The sequence below is a fragment of the Rhizobium sp. ARZ01 genome (genome assembly GCF_014851675.1).
GTDB lineage: Bacteria > Pseudomonadota > Alphaproteobacteria > Rhizobiales > Rhizobiaceae > Mycoplana.
Map to the genome: position 1 here is coordinate 170,889 of NZ_JACVAE010000001.1, position 18,087 is coordinate 188,975.

At 62.3% G+C, this 18,087-nt stretch carries 18 protein-coding genes; 8 read left to right on the plus strand and 10 right to left on the minus strand.

Features of this window, described 5'->3' with window-relative positions:
* Positions 1–15: 15 nt before the first annotated feature.
* Entirely contained in the window at positions 16–969 is a 954-nt protein-coding gene (locus IB238_RS00755) for a LysR substrate-binding domain-containing protein (RefSeq protein ID WP_192242459.1), read from the minus strand.
* Between the two features lie 274 nt (positions 970–1,243).
* On the opposite strand from IB238_RS00755, the gene IB238_RS00760 reads away from it, so the two are divergent.
* The gene (locus IB238_RS00760; RefSeq protein ID WP_192242461.1) at positions 1,244–1,540 is read left to right on the plus strand and encodes a DUF1127 domain-containing protein; all 297 of its coding nucleotides are present in this window, start codon (positions 1,244–1,246) and stop codon (positions 1,538–1,540) included.
* A 111-nt stretch (positions 1,541–1,651) separates the two neighbouring features.
* Here IB238_RS00760 and IB238_RS00765 read toward each other — a convergent pair whose 3' ends face one another.
* From IB238_RS00765 to IB238_RS00790, 6 genes are all read right to left on the minus strand, one after another.
* Entirely contained in the window at positions 1,652–2,479 is an 828-nt protein-coding gene (locus tag IB238_RS00765; RefSeq protein ID WP_192247245.1) for a DUF937 domain-containing protein, read from the minus strand.
* A gap of 140 nt (positions 2,480–2,619) precedes the next feature.
* The gene (locus tag IB238_RS00770) at positions 2,620–3,993 is read right to left on the minus strand and encodes a glutamate--cysteine ligase (protein ID WP_192242463.1); all 1,374 of its coding nucleotides are present in this window, start codon (positions 3,991–3,993) and stop codon (positions 2,620–2,622) included.
* 160 nt (positions 3,994–4,153) lie between these two features.
* Positions 4,154–4,891 (minus strand): 16S rRNA (uracil(1498)-N(3))-methyltransferase, encoded by a 738-nt coding sequence (locus IB238_RS00775; RefSeq protein WP_192242465.1) that lies wholly within the window; start codon positions 4,889–4,891, stop codon positions 4,154–4,156.
* Between the two features lie 11 nt (positions 4,892–4,902).
* Positions 4,903–6,405: an inorganic phosphate transporter gene (locus tag IB238_RS00780; RefSeq protein ID WP_192242467.1), complete on the minus strand. Its 1,503-nt coding sequence runs from the start codon at positions 6,403–6,405 to the stop codon at positions 4,903–4,905.
* Positions 6,406–6,471: 66 nt separating this feature from the next.
* Positions 6,472–6,981, minus strand: coding sequence for an NUDIX hydrolase (locus tag IB238_RS00785; protein WP_192247247.1), 510 nt, complete (start codon positions 6,979–6,981; stop codon positions 6,472–6,474).
* 163 nt (positions 6,982–7,144) lie between these two features.
* The gene (locus tag IB238_RS00790) at positions 7,145–7,954 is read right to left on the minus strand and encodes an FCD domain-containing protein (RefSeq protein ID WP_192242469.1); all 810 of its coding nucleotides are present in this window, start codon (positions 7,952–7,954) and stop codon (positions 7,145–7,147) included.
* A 182-nt stretch (positions 7,955–8,136) separates the two neighbouring features.
* Between IB238_RS00790 and IB238_RS00795 the strand changes: the two genes are divergently transcribed.
* A complete protein-coding gene (locus tag IB238_RS00795) occupies positions 8,137–9,414 on the plus strand; it encodes a DUF3422 family protein (RefSeq protein ID WP_192242472.1) in 1,278 nt (425 codons plus the stop codon).
* A gap of 68 nt (positions 9,415–9,482) precedes the next feature.
* Here the strand turns inward: IB238_RS00795 and IB238_RS00800 are convergent, their stop codons facing one another.
* Positions 9,483–10,430 (minus strand): LysR family transcriptional regulator, encoded by a 948-nt coding sequence (locus IB238_RS00800; protein WP_192242474.1) that lies wholly within the window; start codon positions 10,428–10,430, stop codon positions 9,483–9,485.
* Positions 10,431–10,539: 109 nt separating this feature from the next.
* On the opposite strand from IB238_RS00800, the gene IB238_RS00805 reads away from it, so the two are divergent.
* The 4 genes from IB238_RS00805 (at position 10,540) to IB238_RS00820 (ending at position 15,034) form a co-directional block, all read left to right on the plus strand.
* Positions 10,540–11,976: an FAD-linked oxidase C-terminal domain-containing protein gene (locus IB238_RS00805; RefSeq protein ID WP_192242476.1), complete on the plus strand. Its 1,437-nt coding sequence runs from the start codon at positions 10,540–10,542 to the stop codon at positions 11,974–11,976.
* Complete coding sequence (locus tag IB238_RS00810; RefSeq protein ID WP_192242478.1) at positions 11,973–13,175, plus strand: FAD-binding protein; 1,203 nt, start codon at positions 11,973–11,975, stop codon at positions 13,173–13,175. The genes IB238_RS00805 and IB238_RS00810 overlap by 4 nt, the downstream gene beginning before the upstream one ends.
* Positions 13,176–13,180: 5 nt before the next feature.
* Positions 13,181–14,479: a glycolate oxidase subunit GlcF gene (glcF, locus tag IB238_RS00815; protein ID WP_192242480.1), complete on the plus strand. Its 1,299-nt coding sequence runs from the start codon at positions 13,181–13,183 to the stop codon at positions 14,477–14,479.
* A gap of 96 nt (positions 14,480–14,575) precedes the next feature.
* On the plus strand, positions 14,576–15,034 hold the full coding sequence (locus IB238_RS00820) for a hypothetical protein (protein WP_192242482.1): 459 nt from the start codon (positions 14,576–14,578) through the stop codon (positions 15,032–15,034).
* Positions 15,035–15,104: 70 nt separating this feature from the next.
* Here IB238_RS00820 and IB238_RS00825 read toward each other — a convergent pair whose 3' ends face one another.
* Together IB238_RS00825 and IB238_RS00830 are read right to left on the minus strand one after the other, a co-directional pair.
* Positions 15,105–15,812: a L,D-transpeptidase gene (locus IB238_RS00825; RefSeq protein WP_192242484.1), complete on the minus strand. Its 708-nt coding sequence runs from the start codon at positions 15,810–15,812 to the stop codon at positions 15,105–15,107.
* A 225-nt stretch (positions 15,813–16,037) separates the two neighbouring features.
* Positions 16,038–16,775: a L,D-transpeptidase gene (locus IB238_RS00830; RefSeq protein ID WP_192242486.1), complete on the minus strand. Its 738-nt coding sequence runs from the start codon at positions 16,773–16,775 to the stop codon at positions 16,038–16,040.
* 252 nt (positions 16,776–17,027) lie between these two features.
* Between IB238_RS00830 and IB238_RS00835 the strand changes: the two genes are divergently transcribed.
* Both IB238_RS00835 and IB238_RS00840 read left to right on the plus strand, forming a co-directional pair.
* A complete protein-coding gene (locus tag IB238_RS00835; protein ID WP_192242488.1) occupies positions 17,028–17,678 on the plus strand; it encodes a DNA-3-methyladenine glycosylase I in 651 nt (216 codons plus the stop codon).
* 105 nt (positions 17,679–17,783) lie between these two features.
* Positions 17,784–18,077, plus strand: coding sequence for a hypothetical protein (locus tag IB238_RS00840; RefSeq protein WP_192242490.1), 294 nt, complete (start codon positions 17,784–17,786; stop codon positions 18,075–18,077).
* Positions 18,078–18,087: the final 10 nt, after the last annotated feature.

The following is an 18,087-nucleotide window of genomic DNA, read 5'->3' on the forward strand; positions in this document are numbered from 1 at the left end:
AGCAGCAGGAACCGCTTACCAGCCCGGCAGCACGTGCCCTGGCCGCAGACGCGGCAACCGCGGGAACTGCTTGACCTCGGCTTCCGGCAGGTCGTCGTTGACGGCGAGCGGCGAGATGTTGTCGAGGCAGGCGGTGATGTGGCTGGTGATCGCGTTCATCAGCGACGGCGACAGGCCGGGCCGCTTCATGATGCCGATCTGCACCGGCGCGAGCGGCGGAAAACCATCCGCCTGGGTCAAAACCTTCATGCCCGGCCGAAGTGCCGATTCCGGCAGGACCGAAACGGCCATCCCAGCCATGACGGCGGCTGCGACGACGGTCGAGGACCAGCTCGTAAATAGCACCTGGTAGTCACGGCCGACAGAGTCGAGTGCAGCACAGGCAATTTGCCGCCACTGACAGTCGCGCCGCCCCACGGCGAGCGGCACGGGCGCGTTTTCCGGTAGCGGGTGGTTAGCCGACATGACCCAGCAGAGCGGCTCCGTCCGCACGACGTCGGACTGGCGCTGGCGGGGGTTGTGGGTGACGAGTGCGATGTCGAGCTCACCTTTGCCCATCTTCTCGGCAAGATCCACCGAAGGTTCGCAGACGATATAGAGTTCGACGTTCGGATGTGTCTTGGCAAACCGCATGATGATTTCGGGCATGTAGCGGTCGGCATAGTCGTCCGGCGTACCGATCCTGAGCGTGCCTTCGAGCCTGTTGTCGTCGAAGGCGGCGATCGCCTCGTTGTTGAGACGGATCATGCGCCGGGCGAAATTCAAAAGTCGGTCGCCTTCCGCTGTCAGCCGGTTACCGCGTCCGTCCTTCATGAACAGCTGCTTGCCGATCCGTTCTTCCAGCCGGCGCATCTGCATGGAAACGGCCGACTGGGTCTTGAAGACCCTCTCAGCCGCCTTGGTGAAGGAGCCGGTGTCGGCGATCGCGACGAAAGTTTGCAACTGATCGATGTCTAGCGGAGCGGACATGACGATGTTCCATAAGAGTGTTTGATTGATACTATTAAAAACATTCGTTGGACTGATCAATGTCAATCTGCGACAAAGAGCCACAAAGTGAATTGCCGGGCCGCGGCTTTTTCATTTTGATTCCCCATCCCGCGTAGACCTCCGGTGGGATGGGCCAGCTATTTGAACGACTGAACATTTTGACCGCCTGTCGTTGACGACCGGCGAAACGAATATGGCTGCGCGCAATTTCCCGCCGAGAGTGGCGAAGCGCCTGCCGGAAAGGAGAAATGCCATGCGCATGATTGATCGCTACTACCTCGACGTTGCCACCTATCGCTCGCCCGTTCCTTCCGTGCTTGCCCGAGTTCGCATGTATGTGATCCGGATGATGCGCATTTGGCGAAACCGGTCGGCGGTCAACAGGCTTCACGAACTTGACGACCACATGCTGCTCGATGTCGGGCTGCGGCGCGAGGATGTGAGGAGTGCCCTGGCATCCTCCTACTACTGGGCCGACCCCGACATCCACCTGACGATGGCGGCGCGCGAGCGTGCTCGCAGACATTTGCGGAGCGGTCGCCCCGATTAAGGGCGCCTCCCAGCTTCCCCGCAGGGTGAGAGCCAATTAGCCCTGCCGCTTGCCCGGCGCGCGACCTCCAAGGTCCCGCCGGGTTTTTTCTTTTGCAGCGCCGAGGTGCGACTATTTCGGTTTCCCGGCTGCAGACGTCTTGCTCATCGCGTCGAAAATGCCCTCGATGCTCTTCTGGTAGTCCTTCTGCATTTCGAGCCCGGTGTCGAACATGGTCGAGACGAATTTCGTCAGCGAATCCGCCGGTGTTTCGGCCTTGTCCTTGGGGGGCGCATCGGCCGGCTTTCCGCCCATCGCTGTCATCATGTCGGAAAAGGACTTGGCAAACGGGTTGTCAAGGAAGGGGTTCTCGGCCGCCGACTTGTCGGCGCCCGTGCCGAAGAAGGCCTGGGTGAAAGGGTTGTTGAACGGATTGGTCTGCGGTTCGGGCTTCTTCGCCATGCCGGTCGCCTCCAGCCACTGCTGGGTAGCCGCCAGAAAGGGGTTCTCCGTACCGGTCTGCTGAGTGCCGGCGAAAGGACCGAACGACTGCTTGAACAAGCCGCCCATCAAGGTGTTGGCGACCACCGGCAGCATCTGCTTGTAGATCTCTTGGCCGATGCCGGTCATTTGCGCGGCCTGCGCTGCGACGGCGCGCGAAACCTCCTTCGAGCCGAAGAACTGACCGAGCAGGTCGTTGCCTTCCTCAATTCCCTTTGGCGTGAAGGCCTTGGTCACGTCGTCGAAATATTTCGCGTATTCGCCCGAATAGAGGGCCTTGAGAAACGAGCCCAAATCATACGGATTGGCGGCGCTGCGCTTCAAGGCTTCCGAGAAGGCCGGCATCAGGGCTGTAATCGCGTCGTTTGCCTGTTTCTGCGCCAGCCCGAACTGCTTCGCCATCACATCCAGCGCGCCGCCGTTCTGTGCCTTCAGCATCAAGTCGTAAAGCGGGATCATCACCGGTCCTTTCGTCATCGTGCGGGCAACCGCTGGCGCATCCGGCCGGCGTGATTAGCCATGACTCATGCGCGAGCATGTCCTTGCACTATAACGGGAATATCCGGGACGAAAACCGCTTTCTTGGCGCTACCGGTGCGTCAGTACTGGTAGTCTGCGAAGACCGGCTCGACGGACTTGTTCCAGCGGCCGTCGTAGAGCGCCAGCATATCCTCGGCGAGCGCCGACTTCTTGGCCAGGACTTCCTCGAGCGGTGACAGGAACACCGACTCATCCACCCCATCGCCATTGACCCTTGCGCGCGAAACGAGGCCGGAACGTGCAATCGCGAGCACCTCGCGACCGATGTCCCAAAGTGCCACGCCGCGGTGTTTTACATTAAGCCCCTGCGCGGGAACCGCATCGCGGAGCGCTGAGACCTCCTCGACCGTCCAGTCGCGCGTCAGGTCTTCGGCGGCAGAAAGTGCCGTATCGTCATAGAGCAGCCCCACCCAGAAGGCCGGCAGCGCGCAGATGCGGCGCCATGGGCCGCCGTCGGCGCCTCGCATCTCCAGGAAGCGCTTGAGCCGCACGTCCGGGAAGAGCGTCGAAAGATGGTTGGTCCAGTCGCCCATGTTGGGCTGCCAGTCGGCGATCTCGCCCTTCAGCGCGCCTGCCATGAACTGGCGGAAGGTGATGTGGGTGCAGTCGTGATACTTGCCGTCGCGCACGACGAAGTACATCGGCACGTCGAGTGCCCATTCGACATAGTGCTCGAAGCCGAAATCCGGGGCGAAGGCGAAGGGGATGATGCCGGCGCGATTGTTGTCCGTGTCGCGCCAGATGTCGCCGCGCCAGGAAAGGAGCCCGTTCGGCTTGCCCTCGGTGAAGGGGGAGGAGGCGAAGAAGGCGGTCGCGAGTGACTGGAGCTTCAGCGACACCTGCATCTTGCGGCGCATGTCGGCTTCGGAGGAAAAGTCGAGGTTCACCTGGATCGTGCAGGTGCGGTACATCATGTCGAGACCGTGCGAGCCGACCTTGGGCATGTAGCGGGTCATGATGTCGTAGCGCGACTTCGGCATGCGCGGTGTATCGGCGAGCGACCATTTCGGGCTGCCGCCCATCCCGAGGAAGCGGATGCCGAGTGGTTCGGCCACTTCACGCAGCGTCGAAAGATGCTGGTTCGATTCCTTGCAGGTCTCGTGGATGTTCTCCAAAGGTGCGCCCGAAAGCTCGAACTGACCACCGGGTTCCAGGGAGATCGCGCCGGCGCCCTCGGGACCGGCAAGTCCGATGATGTTGTCGCCGTCCATGATCGGCTCCCAGGCGGTCTTGGCCTGCATGCCGGTCAGGAGCGCTGCGATACTGCGTTCACCGAAATAGGGAACGGGGCCATTGTCGGCGGTGAAGAACGCGAATTTCTCGTGCTCTGTTCCGATGCGGAACGCTTCCTTCGGCTTGCAGCCGGCGGCAAGGTATTCGGTCATTTCCGCTGTCGAGCGAACCGGCGTCTGGTCGGTGGTGTCACGGGCCATGGGCGTCTTCTTGTCAGGTGGGACCGGCCGGAAGGGCCAGGCAGGTGAAGGTGCTTGGACCGTAATTATGTGCGGTGCAAGCGAATTTCTTTCAAGATGCCATCAAAAAAACGGAATGGTCGTCCTTGGGCCAGGCGATGCCGCAGCCGTCAGAAATGGTCTATTTCCAGTCGCCGATCGCGGCCTGGATAACCGCAAGGGCGGCGACCGCGGCGGTGTCCGCCCTGAGAATGCGGGGGCCGAGCGGGATGGGCGTGACAAAGGGCAGGGCGCGCAAAAGTGACCGCTCGCCGTCGGAGAAACCGCCTTCCGGACCAACCAGAAGCGCGAGCTTGCTTTCTCTGATTGCGTTGAGAGTAGGCAGGGGATTCTGGCTGTCATGCCCCTCGTCGCAATAGATGATGCGGCGGTCGCTCGGCCAGTCCGGGAGAAGATCCTCCAGCCGCCGGGGGGCTGTGACCTGCGGAATAGCGAGAATGCCGCATTGCTCGGCAGCCTCGATCACGTTCGCCTCGATCCGCTCCAGGCTGGTGATCTTCCCCTGAACGTGTTGCGTCATGACCGGTTGTAGCAGGCCGGCGCCCATCTCCACCGCCTTCTGCACAAGATAGTCGAGGCGGCCAACCTTCAAGGGCGCGAAAAGATAGTGAAGGTCGCTCGGTGCGGGTTGCGGCCGCGTCTGTTCTGTCGCGGTCAGCAGCAGCCGCTTGCGGGTCGGATAGGAGAGCTGCGCCCGCCATTCCCCGTCACGGCCATTGAAAACAAGTACGTCTGAGCCTTCTTCCGCGCGCAACACGTTGGCCAGGTAGTGGAACTGGTCCTTCGAGGCTTCAAAGGCGCGGCCTCTGGAGAGATCAGCTTCGACGAAGAGTCGTTGCATGCGATAGTTGGCGCGCATTGTCGTTCCGGTTAGCCAAACAAGCCATTGAGAAGCGTGAAGAGGATGGCGGCTGCCATCGCGGTGAGCGGTACTGTGATGATCCAGGCCGCGACGATGGTCATGAAATGCGAGCGTCGCACCAAGCGCCGCCGGCGTATTTCATCGGGGTTGCGATCCTCGAGTTCCTCAACATCGATGATGCCGCCGCGCTTGCGGATGTAGTCGAGCCGGCGTCTGGAGTTGCGCGTGTACCATTCGCGGAAGAAGCCGACACCGAAGACTGAGCCGACTGCAATGTGCGTCGAACTCACGGGCATGCCGAAGGCAGAGGCGACAAGTACCGTCACGGCGGCGGAAAGCGCCACGCAATAGGCACGCATCGGGTTGAGCTTGGTGATGTCCTTGCCGACGAGCTCGATGAGCTTCGGGCCGAACAGCAGCAGTCCCAAAGAAATGCCGAGCGCGCCGATCAGCATCACCCACAGCGGAAGAGTGTGATCGAAGCCGCTCTGCGCCGTTTGGGCGGCATGGACGATCGCCGCAAGTGGGCCGATCGCATTCGCCACGTCATTGGCGCCGTGGGCAAAGGAGAGGAGGGCTGCCGAAATGATCAGCGGAACCCGAAAAAGCTTGCGCAGCGACTGGTTGCGATTGTCAAGGCCAATCGACTGGCGCGCAATGAACGGGACGCTCGCCGCATAGGTCGCCATACCTGCCGCAAGTCCGAGCAAAAGGCTGGCGCCGAGGCTTAAGTCGAGGAGATGGTCCAGCGGGCTGATCGAAAGATAGGCTACAAAGCTGCCACTCATCAGCCCGACCAGCCCCGGCACCCAGCGGCGTGCCGCGGCGATCTTGTCGTCGCGATAGATGATTGTTTCCTTGATGAAAAAGAGGAGAAGGGCCGCAATCACACCGCCGAGCAAGGGCGAAGCGACCCAACTCGTCGCAATGCCCGACATGAGCTTCCAGTCGACTGAAGCAGCACCGGCAGCAGCGATTCCCGCGCCCATCACGGCGCCGACGATCGCGTGTGTCGTCGAAATCGGCGCGCCCAGCCAGGTGGCGACATTGATCCACACCGCTGCCGACAGCAGCGCGGCGAGCATCGCCAGGATCAGCGTATCCGGCGGCATCGAGGCCGGACCGACGATCCCCTCCGAAACGGTCGAAACCACGTCGCCGCCGGCGAGCAGGGCGCCGAGCGTCTCGAACACCGCCGCAATGACAAGGGCGGCCGTCATCGTCAGGGCGCGCGACCCGACCGCCGGGCTGACGTTGTTGGCGACGTCATTCGCGCCGATGTTCATGGCCATGTAGGCGGCAAGCGCGGCGGCGGCGATGATGACCGCGGCGCCGGGCCGGTCGATCACGAAGGCTGCCGCGACAATCATCGCGAGCGCAAGAAAGATCAAGCCGATGCCGGGTGCGAGCAGGCCTCTTGAAATGAAATGCGTCGCCTCCTCGAGGCGCGTCAGCTTGTCGAGATCCTTGTCAAGAGTCGGCTTTCCCAGCCGCGTGGGGGTATTGTCCATCCAGATGCTCCAGGAGTTACCGTGGCACTACTGCCTCAGCACATCGAGAGCAATATGACGGGATGTTCAGGCGTGCGCATTTTTTGCCGGGACTGGCTGGTGCGACGCTGTCCAGGTGCGCTCGAAATCCAGGATCAGGGTCTTCAATCCGGGTTCGGCGACGCGCGCAGCGGCCTCGGAGCAACTGACCCACTCCAGGCGACGCTGACCCTTTTCAGGGAAATTCTTGCATAGCTCGTCCACTTCCAAGGCGTAGACCTGCACCTTGCACGGGACCTTCAGGCCCTGGGAAAGCCCCTTCTGGTACATGTAGTAGCCGATCGGCTCCTTGTGGGGCCTGCCTTTGACACCAGCTTCTTCATAGGCCTCGCGCTCGGCGACGGCAAAGGATTGCCGGCCCTCCATCGGCCAGCCTTTTGGAATAACCCAGCGTCCGGTGTCGCGGCTGGTGATGAGCAGAACCTCGATCTGGCCCCGCTTCTTCCTGATACGGAAGCACAGCGCAGCATACTGAATCCGGGCAGGTCGCCGGAACATCAGTCGCACGTCGCTGGCAATTCGATTCAGGATATTCAATCTCTTCATCATCCCTTCCAGCCGCTCTTCCGGCTGATTCGCATTGAACACGTGTTCGTTGAGTATGAGCGCATTTGCGCCCCTGTAAACGGCCACGCCATCCCGGATCATGGCGATAGCGGTGAAAAGCGGGCGAAAAGCGGCGGAGGATCGCTTTCTGGGGCTAGTCGCTCTTGCCGGAAGCCGAGCGCTGCTGCATCCGCAATTGCGAAATTCGCTGCCATTCGCCCGTGCGTTCCGCCTCGCGGATCGCGTCGGCGATGTAGTCTATGTGGGCCTGCGCAGCCGCCTTCGCAATGGCAGGCTCGGCGCGGATGATGGCATCGCTGATCGCCTCATGCTGGGCGAGCAACTGGCCACGGGCATGATCTGAAGCGAAGACGAGGTGTCTGTGGAAGAAGATCCCCTGTTCCAGCAGCCGGTAGCAGGCCCGCAGCGTATGGAGGAGGATGATGTTGTGGGCCGCCTCGCCGATCGCGTTGTGCAGGGCGACGTCGGCGGCAAGTTCGTCCTCGAAGCGGCCGCTGGCATGGGCCCGTCGCATGTCTTCGACAATGCGCTTTAGCGCCTGCTTGTCATACGCAGTCGCTCGTTGCGCGGCAAATTCCGCGGTGATGCCTTCCAGCGCTCGGCGGTACTCGAGATAGTCAATGGTCGCGCGCTGGTGGCGGGCGATCAGCTCGACCACAGGCTTGGAAAACACCTGGCCGATGATATCCGCCACATAGGTGCCTCCGCCGTGATGACTGACGAGCAGTCCGCGGACTTCCAGCACCTTCAATGCCTCGCGCAGGATCGGTCGTGAAACGTCCAGCCGCTTCGAAAGCTCGCGTTCTCCCGGCAGCCGTTCGCCGTCGCGCAAGATCCCTTCCAGCAACAAAAGCTCGATCTGGCGGACGACCTCATCTGCCGTACGATTGTGGCTGACGTGGGTGAAGAGGTCGAAGGGCGTTTCGGCGTACAGGCTTTCCATGCCCGGAGGATAACAGTCTGCCACAACTGGTCAATAAACTTGTCCACGCTAGCCGATGAACTGCCGTGAGTGAGGAAGCGCCTCGATATTCGGCTCCCTGCGTCAATGCGCCCTTTTCCCTGCGCAATTGTCATTTGCTAAACAAGCCTTGGGGAATGCATCACGAGGGGGACGATGCAGGCATGACCAATGGAAGCTTTGCTTTCCCGGCCGCTGCGGCGCGCGCGCAGGCACTTGGGGAGATACACGCCAGGCCTTACGCGCTGGTTCCGTCGCCACGCGTCATCTTTCAATTGGCTTTTCTCACCGAGGGCGGCACAGGCGTAGACCACGCTGTTCTTTCCGACCTTTCCCGTTCGCGCGGTATCTCGCCGCCGGCGCGCGATGCCAGCCATCATGCGATGAGCTGGGGGCAGGGGACGCTGCGCTGGGAGCGTCACACCGAGTTTTCGACCTATTTCTGGGACTGTCCGGTGCCGGAAAAATTCGGCGACGTGGTCCCGGTTCATCCGTTCGGCGACAGCTTTTCGCCACCGGGCACGCTGATCTCCGGTATCCGCCTCGAAATCCGCCCGGACACGCCGCAGACGAGAGAGGCAATCGGCACATTTGACCCGACCAGCCTTTGCTACAGCGAGGTCAAGGACGGACAGGCCGTGATCCTCACCGACTTTCGCCAGAACGGCGACGGGCTGACGCAGATCCTCGTGATCGACCGGGGGATGACCGAAGCCGGGCGTGGCGCACTGGTCCAGCGCCTGCTCGACATCGAGACCTACCGGACGCTGGCGATGGTGGGCCTGCCGCTCGCCCAGTCGCTGTCGCCGGAGATCCGTCGCATCGAGGATGGGCTGACGGCCGTGACGCAACGCATGAAGCAGCATGCGCGTCACGAGGCCGATTCCATGCTCTCCGAGATCACCCGCCTTGCCGCCGAACTCGAGGCGAACGCCGCGCTCAGTCTCTATCGCTTCGGTGCCAGCCGTGCCTATTACGGCATTGTGCAGGAGCGCATCCGCACGCTGGCCGAGACGGCCATTCCTGGCTACGAGACGCTCGGCTTTTTCCTCGAACGGCGGCTCGCGCCGGCTATGCGCACATGCCAGTCAGTTGAGGAGCGGCAGGCCAACCTGTCGCGCAAGCTGGCGCGTGCCACGGCACTGCTGCGCAGTTGGATCGACGTTGAACTAGAGCAGTTGAACACGGGTCTGCTCAACTCGATGGACCGGCGCGCCAAGCTGCAGCTCCGCCTGCAGCAGACAGTCGAAGGGCTGTCGGTCGCTGCGATCTCCTACTATGTCGTCGGCCTCTTCGGCTATCTTGCCAAGGCGGCGCACGGCCTCGGCCTGCCTGTCAAACCGGAGACGCTGACCGGTCTCTCTGTCCCGGTCGTCGTTGTCGGCATGTGGCTGATGGTGCGGGCTATCCGGCGCAAGCACGCCGAGGAGGATGCGCACTGAGGCTCAACAAAGCATGTCTCCCGAAAGTAAGGACCGGTTTCGGGGTAAGTCATACGCAACACCAATGCCTAAAGCGCAGTGAGCGAATCTGAAAGATCGCGATGCGCTTTGGGCGCCTGCCCATGCTCCCAGTAGGGCGTTGGGCCATAGAGGTCGGCCAGATAGTCGATGAAGACGCGTACCTTGGCCGGAAGGAACTGGCGGCTCGCGTAGATCGCCGAGAGGACGACGTTGCGCGAGCCTTCATACTGCGGCAGCACCTGCATCAGCCGCCCGTCTCGCAGCTCCTGACCGATGTCCCAGGTCGAGCGCAGTGCGATGCCCATGCCGGCGATCACCGCTTCGCGCACGACTTCGCTCGAATTCGTAATCAGGGTACTCTGCGGCCGGTAGGTGACCGGGCCACCTGGGCCGTCCAGCCGCCAGATGTCCTGGCTGTGGGGAGGCAGGCAGGTGTGTTGTGCCAGGTCGGTAATCGCAAGAGGAGTGCCGCGGCGTTCCAGGTAGGCAGGCGAGGCAGCGAGCACACGCCGCACCGGTGCCAGTCGACGTGCCACGAGCGAAGAATCCTCCAGTTCGCCGATGCGGATCGCCAGATCGAAGGCTTCACCGACGATGTCGGAAAAGTCGTCCGTCAGGACGAGATTGACGGTCAGTTCCGGATTGGCCTCCATGAAGGGCACCAGATGCGGCGCGATATGCATCCGCCCGAAGGAGGTCGGGGCGGAGATCCGCAAGATCCCGCGCATTGCGCCGGCGCGGCCGGAAACGAAGGCTTCCGCCTCCTCGATGCCCGCGAGAATGCCGAGAATGCGTTCATGGAAGCCTTGTCCGGCTTCCGTCGGCGAGATCTGCCGGGTCGTGCGTTGCAGGAGTCGTGTGCCGAGCCGCTCCTCCAGCCGCTTGATGCGCTTGGAAATGACGGCGGGCGAGAGCCCGAGTGCCCGGCCGGCGGCAGACATGCTTCCGGTTATGACCACGCGGGAGAATATTTCCAGATCACCCAGATTCGTCATAAACGGGATCCATTTTCGCCTTAGAGGAAAAAGTGCTTAACATTTGCCTGCCTTCGGGCAAAGTGGTAAAGAAAAAATACCAATCGGATGTAGCGGGGAGAGCTTTGGGATGGAGCAGATCGGCTTTCTGCCGCCGAAACCCGCCGTGCTGTCGCGACGGCGCGAGATCGTCGGCGACCTGATGGACCTGCTGCCGGAGGGCTGCCTCGTGCATGAGCCGCGCGAGCTCGTGCCGTTCGAGACAGATGCCTTCGTCTCCTATCGCCGCGTGCCGCTGGCCGTGGCGCTGCCGGAGACGACAGCGCAGGTGGCTGCCGTGCTGAAGTACTGCCATCGCTACGGCATCCCGGTCGTGCCGCGTGGGGCCGGCACCTCGCTTTCCGGCGGGGCAATCCCGCAGGAAGATGCCGTCGTTCTCGGTCTTTCCAAGATGTCACGCATGCTTGAGGTGGACTACGCGAATCGGACGGCGACCGTCCAGGCTGGCGTCACTAATCTCTCCATTTCCGACGCCGTTTCGGGCGACGGCTACTTCTATGCGCCCGATCCGAGTTCGCAGCTCGCCTGTACGATCGGCGGCAATATCGGCATGAATTCCGGCGGTGCCCACTGCCTGAAATACGGCGTGACGACCAACAACCTGCTTGGCGTGAAGATGGTGCTGGTCGACGGTACCGTGATCGAACTCGGCGGCAAGGCGCTGGACGCGCCGGGCCTCGACCTGCTCGGCCTCGTCTGCGGCTCCGAAGGCCAGCTTGGCGTCGTCACCGAGGCGACGGTGCGGCTGATCGCCAAGCCGGAAGGCGCCCGACCGGTCCTGTTCGGCTTTGACAGCTCCGAGGAGGCCGGCGCCTGCGTTGCCGATGTCATCGGCGCGGGCATCATCCCGGTCGCGATCGAATTCATGGACAAGCCAGCGATCGAGATCTGCGAGGCCTTCGCCCAGGCCGGATACCCGATGGACGTCGAGGCATTATTGATCGTCGAGGTCGAGGGTTCCGAGGCCGAGATGGATGGCATGCTTCAGAGCATCATCGAGATCGCTGGGCGCCACGGCGTCAAGGTCGTCAAGGAAAGCCAGTCGGCCACCCAGGCCGCGCTGATCTGGAAGGGCCGCAAATCCGCATTCGGCGCGACGGGCCGCATCGCCGACTATATCTGCATGGACGGGACCGTCCCGCTCAGCCAGCTTTCGAACGTGCTGCGCGGCACCGCCGAGATCGTTGCGCGCCACGGCTTGCGCGTCGCCAACGTCTTCCACGCCGGTGACGGTAACATGCATCCACTGATCCTTTTCAACGCCAACGATCCCGAGGATGCGGCGCGGGCCGAAGAAGCAGGCAACGAGATCCTCAAGCTTTGCGTCGACGCCGGTGGCTGCCTTACCGGCGAGCACGGGGTCGGCATCGAAAAGCGCGACCTGATGCGTCACCAGTATACCGAGGCCGATCTTGCCCAACAGATGGCCGTGCGCGCGGCCTTCGATCCGCAATGGATTCTCAATCCCTCGAAAGTCTTCCCGCTGGAGGGGCGCACCGCCGCATGACCATGTTCCATGAACCCTTGTCCGAGGAGGCCGCCTCCCGGATCATCCGTGCTGCTGTGGCTGCTTCCTCCCCGCTCGAAATCCGCGGCGGCGGAACCCGCATGCTTTCCAGCGGCCAGGCCAGCCGGGACGTGCTGTCGTCGACCGGTCTTTCCGGCATCGTTTCCTACAATCCGGCCGAGATGACCATGACCGCCAAGGCCGGCACTCCGTTGGACGAGATCGCGGCGGTCCTCGCCGAAAGACGGCAGATGCTTTCCTTCGAGCCGCTCGATCTGCGCCCGGCACTCGGCACGAGCGGAATCCCGACGATCGGCGGCGTCTTCGCAACCAATGCGTCCGGCCCCCGACGCTTCGTTGCCGGGGCCGCGCGCGACAGCCTGCTCGGCGTTCGCTTCGTCAATGGCACGGGCGAAATCGTCAAGGCGGGTGGCCGTGTGATGAAGAATGTCACCGGCCTGGACCTGACGAAGCTGCTCGCCGGCTCCCGCGGCGCGCTCGCTTTCCTCACCGAGGTGACTTGTCGGCTGCTGCCTGTTCCCGAAACGGCCGCCACCATCGTCGTTTCCGGCCTGAACGATGCGGAAGCGGCCGCCGCGATGGCAACGGCGATGTCGATGTCGGTGGAAGTCTCCGGTGCGGCGCATTTGCCCGAGAGCGTCTGCGGACGGTTTATCGGCGGGCGGCTGCCGGAAGGGCCTGCGACCGTCTTGCGGATCGAGGGCCTTGCCGCCTCTGTTGCGGTGCGCGCCGAAAAGCTGAAGGCTTTGGCGTCGTTTGGCGGGATTTCGTCCCTTAACGCCGAAGATACAGGAGTGCTCTGGCGTGAAATCCGCGACGTCCACCCCTATGCCGATGGTACGGCACGCCCGCTCTGGCGCGTATCGGTCGCACCGACTGCGGGCCACCAGCTTGTAGCAGCGCTACGCCTCGAAACCGGTGTCGATGCCTATTTCGACTGGCAGGGTGGTCTCGTTTGGCTGCGCATGGAGGCCGATCCGGAAGCCGAACTGGTGCGCCGCTACATCAAGGCGCTCGGAGGCGGGCATGCCACACTGATGCGCGTCTCGGCGGCGGTTCTGGCAGCGACCGCCGTATTGCAGCCGCAAGCGGAAGCGATCGAACTCCTGAGCGCGCGGATCAAGGAAAAGTTCGATCCGGCCGGGATCTTCGCCGGCACATCTGCGAGCGAGGCGTAAGAGAGATGCAGACCAATTTCACCGCCGAGCAGTTGGCCGATCCGCATGTCGCAACCTCCGAGAAGATCCTGCGCAAGTGCGTTCATTGCGGATTCTGCACTGCCACCTGTCCGACTTACGTGACGCTTGGCAACGAACTCGACAGCCCGCGTGGCCGCATCTACCTGATCAAGGACATGCTGGAGAACGGCCGGCCGGCCGATGAGCAGGTCGTGACCCACATCGACCGCTGCCTGTCCTGCCTGTCCTGCATGACCACGTGCCCTTCCGGCGTCGACTACATGCACCTGGTCGATCATGCCCGCGCCCACATCGAGAACACCTATCGTCGTCCGTTCTGGAACCGTGTGGCCCGCAACGTGCTCGCGGCCGTGTTGCCTTATCCGGGACGTTTCCGGCTGGCGCTACGGGCCGCTGCCCTTGGCCGGCCCTTCGCGGGGCTGTTCAAGCGAGTGAAGGGCCTGGAGCCGTTCGCAGCGATGCTGGATCTGGCGCCGCGGCATGTGCCAAAGCCGTCGCCAAGCGCCCGGCCCGGCACGCATGAGGCCACAGGAGAAAAACGCGGTCGGGTGGCGATCCTGTCCGGCTGTGCACAACCGGTCCTGAAGCCGGAAATCAACGAAGCGACGATCCGGCTTTTGACCCGCCTCGGCGTCGACGTGGTGGCGCCGGTCGGCGAGGTCTGTTGCGGTTCGCTCGTCCATCACATGGGCCGGGAGGAGCAGGCGCTGGAGGCGGCGCGCCGCAACGTCGACGTCTGGCTGCGCGAAATCGACAATGGCGGGCTGGATGCGATCATCATCACGGCGTCGGGCTGCGGCACGACGATCAAGGACTACGGCTTCATGCTGAGGCTCGATCCGGCCTATGCGGAAAAGGCGGCGCGTGTCTCCGCCCTCGCCAAGGACATAACGGAGTATCTCGCCACGCTTGACCTGCCGCAGCAGGAGATGAAGCGCGTCACCGTCACCTATCATTCCGCCTGCTCGATGCAGCACGGCCAGAAGATCACCATGCTGCCGAAGACACTGCTGAAGAATGCCGGCTTCACCGTGCGCGATCCGGCCGAAGGCCATCTCTGTTGCGGCTCCGCCGGCACCTACAACATTCTGCAGCCGGAAATTTCCGAGAAGCTGAAGGTGCGCAAGGTGAAGAACCTGGAGGCGACGAAGCCGGACGTGATCGCCACCGGCAACATCGGCTGCATCACGCAGATTGCCACCGGCACGGAAGTACCGATCCTGCACACGATAGAACTTCTGGATTGGGCCTATGGCGGCGAGAAGCCGGCGATCCTGGCGTGAGGAGGGTGCGCCAGTTGGCGATGTAGACTGCGCCCCTGCAAATATTCTCGCGCCCCCACGCGTTGAAGAGGGAAGAACCGGTTCCGGGAGTTCCTCATGCGCATTTGGATCATTTCAGCCTTATCGGGCCTTGCTATTCTCACGTCGGCTTCATCCGCCTATGCGACCGGCGGTTTCGCTTGTGAGATAGATGATGCCAACCTCCGACTTGAGGTGGAAAGCGGCTTCGGACACGGCATGGGCGCGCCTCTGCTGAATTTTGCCGGTCAGCTCACCCTTTCGCCCACCATCGCGCCGAAGGAGTTGGAAAAGGTCTCGCTCAACGGAGACAATCTCCCGCATCACTGGCTGCACTACGACGAATTGCGGCTGCTGATCTATGTCGAGACCCAGGGTGACCTGCCATTCTCATCGGCCGAAATCGTCATCATGACAAAGACGGGCGAGGAAGGAATGACCTACGAGGGCCAATACACACTGTGGCTGTTTTCGGCGAGCAGGCCGACAGAGACGATCGAAAGGCACGGCAAGGCAAAGTGCTCGCTCAGTGAATGAATCTGGGAAAAAACGAAACGGCGCGCGACCATGCGGACGCGCGCCGTTCGATTGTTTGTGATGGTCGGGCTCAGCCGCCGAAGCTGCCGAAGATCGTGCGAAGAACGTCGACGCCACGATCGTCGTAGCTGACCTTGCCCTGTTTGCCGCCGGGCCCGACAACGATCACCTTTGCACCGATGTCGGCGCGCTCGTAGAGGTGCTCGACATCCTTGTTCATCATGCGGATGCAGCCGGACGACATGTTGAGGCCGATCGACCAGGGCTCGTTGGTGCCGTGGATACGGAACGACGTGTCGCCGCCGGACTTGCTGTAGAGATAGAGCGCGCGTGCGCCGAGCGGGTTGTTGATGCCGCCTTCCTGATAGGCGGGCAGGATCCGGCCCTTCTTGCGCTCGCGGGCGACCATTTCCGGCGGCGGCGTCCAGCCCGGCCATTCCGCCTTGCGACCGACCTTGACGACGCCCGACCAGCCAAATCCCTCGCGGCCGACGCCGATGCCGTAGCGGATTGCGCGGTTCTTGCTCTCGACGAGATAGAGGTACTTGTTGTTGGTATCGACGATGATCGTGCCCGGACGCTCGTCCGTGGTCAGGCGCACCATGCGGCGGTGGTATTTCGGTGCGACCTGCTTCGACTGCGCGACGCGAATGATGTCGCTGGATGCAGCGTCAGACGATCCGGTCTGGCCTGCGGTGAAAGCATTCGCGGATGCAGCCGGCAGAAGTGTTGCAAGCGCAACGCCTCCGGCCAGCAGCACATGCACGAGTCTCGTCATTTCGTTTTCCTCTTGGCCTCAAATTTGCGCGGAGGCTAACGAAGTTTTAACGCTTTTCAAGCGGAGCGGCCGCGCAATAGGGATTTGTGGAGGCAGTGTAGCACCAGTAACGCCGCATGTGTTGCGCGCGGCACACAGAGGAACGGCGGCATGATTGCCGCCGTTGTCGATGCTTCAACCATTGATGTTGGCGAATCGCCAAGGTGTCGTCTTCGGCACCTTTGCTTAGATAACGATCACCTTGGTGCCGACGCCGACACGTTCATAGAGATCGACCACGTCCTCGTTGCGCATGCGGATGCAGCCAGAGGAGACACCGTAGCCTATCGTCCAGGGGGCATTGGTGCCGTGGATCCGGTAGAGCGTCGAACCAAGATACATGGCACGCGAGCCGAGCGGGTTGGCAGGTCCACCTTCCATGAAGTCCGGCAGGTAGTGGCCCTTGGCGGCCTCGCGCGCAATCATCTCCTTCGGCGGTGTCCAGCTCGGCCATTCCTTCTTGGCTGTCACCTTGTGCGTGCCGGCCCATTCAAAGCCGGGCTTGCCGACGCCGACACCGTACCGCCGGGCCTCGCCGCCATCGAGAACCAGGTAGAGGAAGCGATTGTTGGTGTCGATGACGATCGTGCCGGCCTTGTGGGGGCTTTCGTAGTCGACGATCTGCGGCAGGTACATCGGATCGATCTGGGGCCTTGCCGGCTGTGCGCCGCCTACCGCGGCCAGTTGCACGCCGGCCGCGTTCGGTTGACGCACGATGCGCTTCTGCTGCACCTTTTGCCGGGTGACGATCCTGCGGGTTGATACGGCCGGCTGGACGCCCCGGCCGGTCAGCTGCATGACCCAGGGTGCGGTGAGGTCAGGGCTGACGACGACCGGCGGACGGGTTGCGTACCGGTCGCTTGCCTCGGCAGCGGGGACGGCGCAAAGAAGGCTTGCGGCAAGCAGAAGGGACTTTTTCAACATCGGGCGTACTCTCAACCTTTCGCCGGACATGATCGTGCCGCTACCCCGGATGGGCGGCGGATGTCGTGCGTAAATGGGCGCTGTCATGGCGCATCGACCGCGATGGTCGCACCGTGCGGGAAGCGAAAGGTAAATTCCCGTTCATTAAAAGCCGCTGGAACGATGAAAGCTCCGGGTAGGGTTATTGCGGCCTTTCCAAATCTGGTTGATGGATGGTAAATCGGAACAAAGCAGAAACGAATGGAGCAGTTTATGACCGCAAAGGGAATCAACGTCGGGGACGACGGACGCGAACGCTGTAGCTGGACCGGCAACCTGGAAGACTATCGCCGCTATCATGATGCGGAATGGGGACGTCCCGTCACCGATGACATCCGTCTGTTCGAGAAGATCTGCCTCGAAGGTTTCCAGTCTGGCTTGTCCTGGCTGACGATCCTGCGCAAGCGCGAAAATTTCCGTGCCGCCTTCGCCGGCTTCGACTTCGACAAGGTAGCGGAGTTCGACGACGAGGATATCGCCCGTTGCCTTGCCGATACCGGCATCGTGCGTCACCGCGGCAAGATCGTCTCGACCATCAACAACGCCCGCCGGGCACAGGAGATGCGCGCTGAGTTCGGCTCGCTGGCCGGCTATTTCTGGAGCCACGAGCCCCAGGCCGGCGAACGGCCGGCTGTCATGGACTATGAGACATTGATCGCCAATCCCAGCACGCCGACCTCCAGCCGCATCTCGAAGGATCTGAAGAAACGCGGCTGGACATTTGTCGGCCCGACCACCGTCTATGCCTTCATGCAGGCGATGGGGCTAGTCAACGATCATGTCCACGGCTGTTTCTGCCAGCCGGAGGTCGAGCGTCTCAGACGGGAGATGAAGCGGCCGTTCGCGGCTGTTCCCGTGTCCTGAAGCAAGGCGACGCTACCCATAGGGCGACGCGGTTTTGGAACCTTGCGTGAAAATATCCAGGATGCGGCCGGGCCAGTTGCGGCCGCGTGTATTTTTTGACGAATCATGTATCGTCATGGTTGCGGGGCGATCAGTTCACGGATTCAACGGGGAAGTTTCTGCGTTAATTTAGCCAACGGGGACGAAATGACGCAAAACGGGGCAGACATCGAAATTTGGGCCTGCAACAAGGCCCAGGAAATCGTTTTGCGCGAGGGGTTTGACCTCATCCGCTCGGCGAGGACCGGTAACAGCATTGAAATTCGACAGCACAGCATGACGCTGGCCAAGGCAATTGCGGCTTCGCTGGTTGAGGCTTCGGCAGCAACCGCTGAGCAATTCACGCCTGCCGGTGAGTAACTGTATTCAA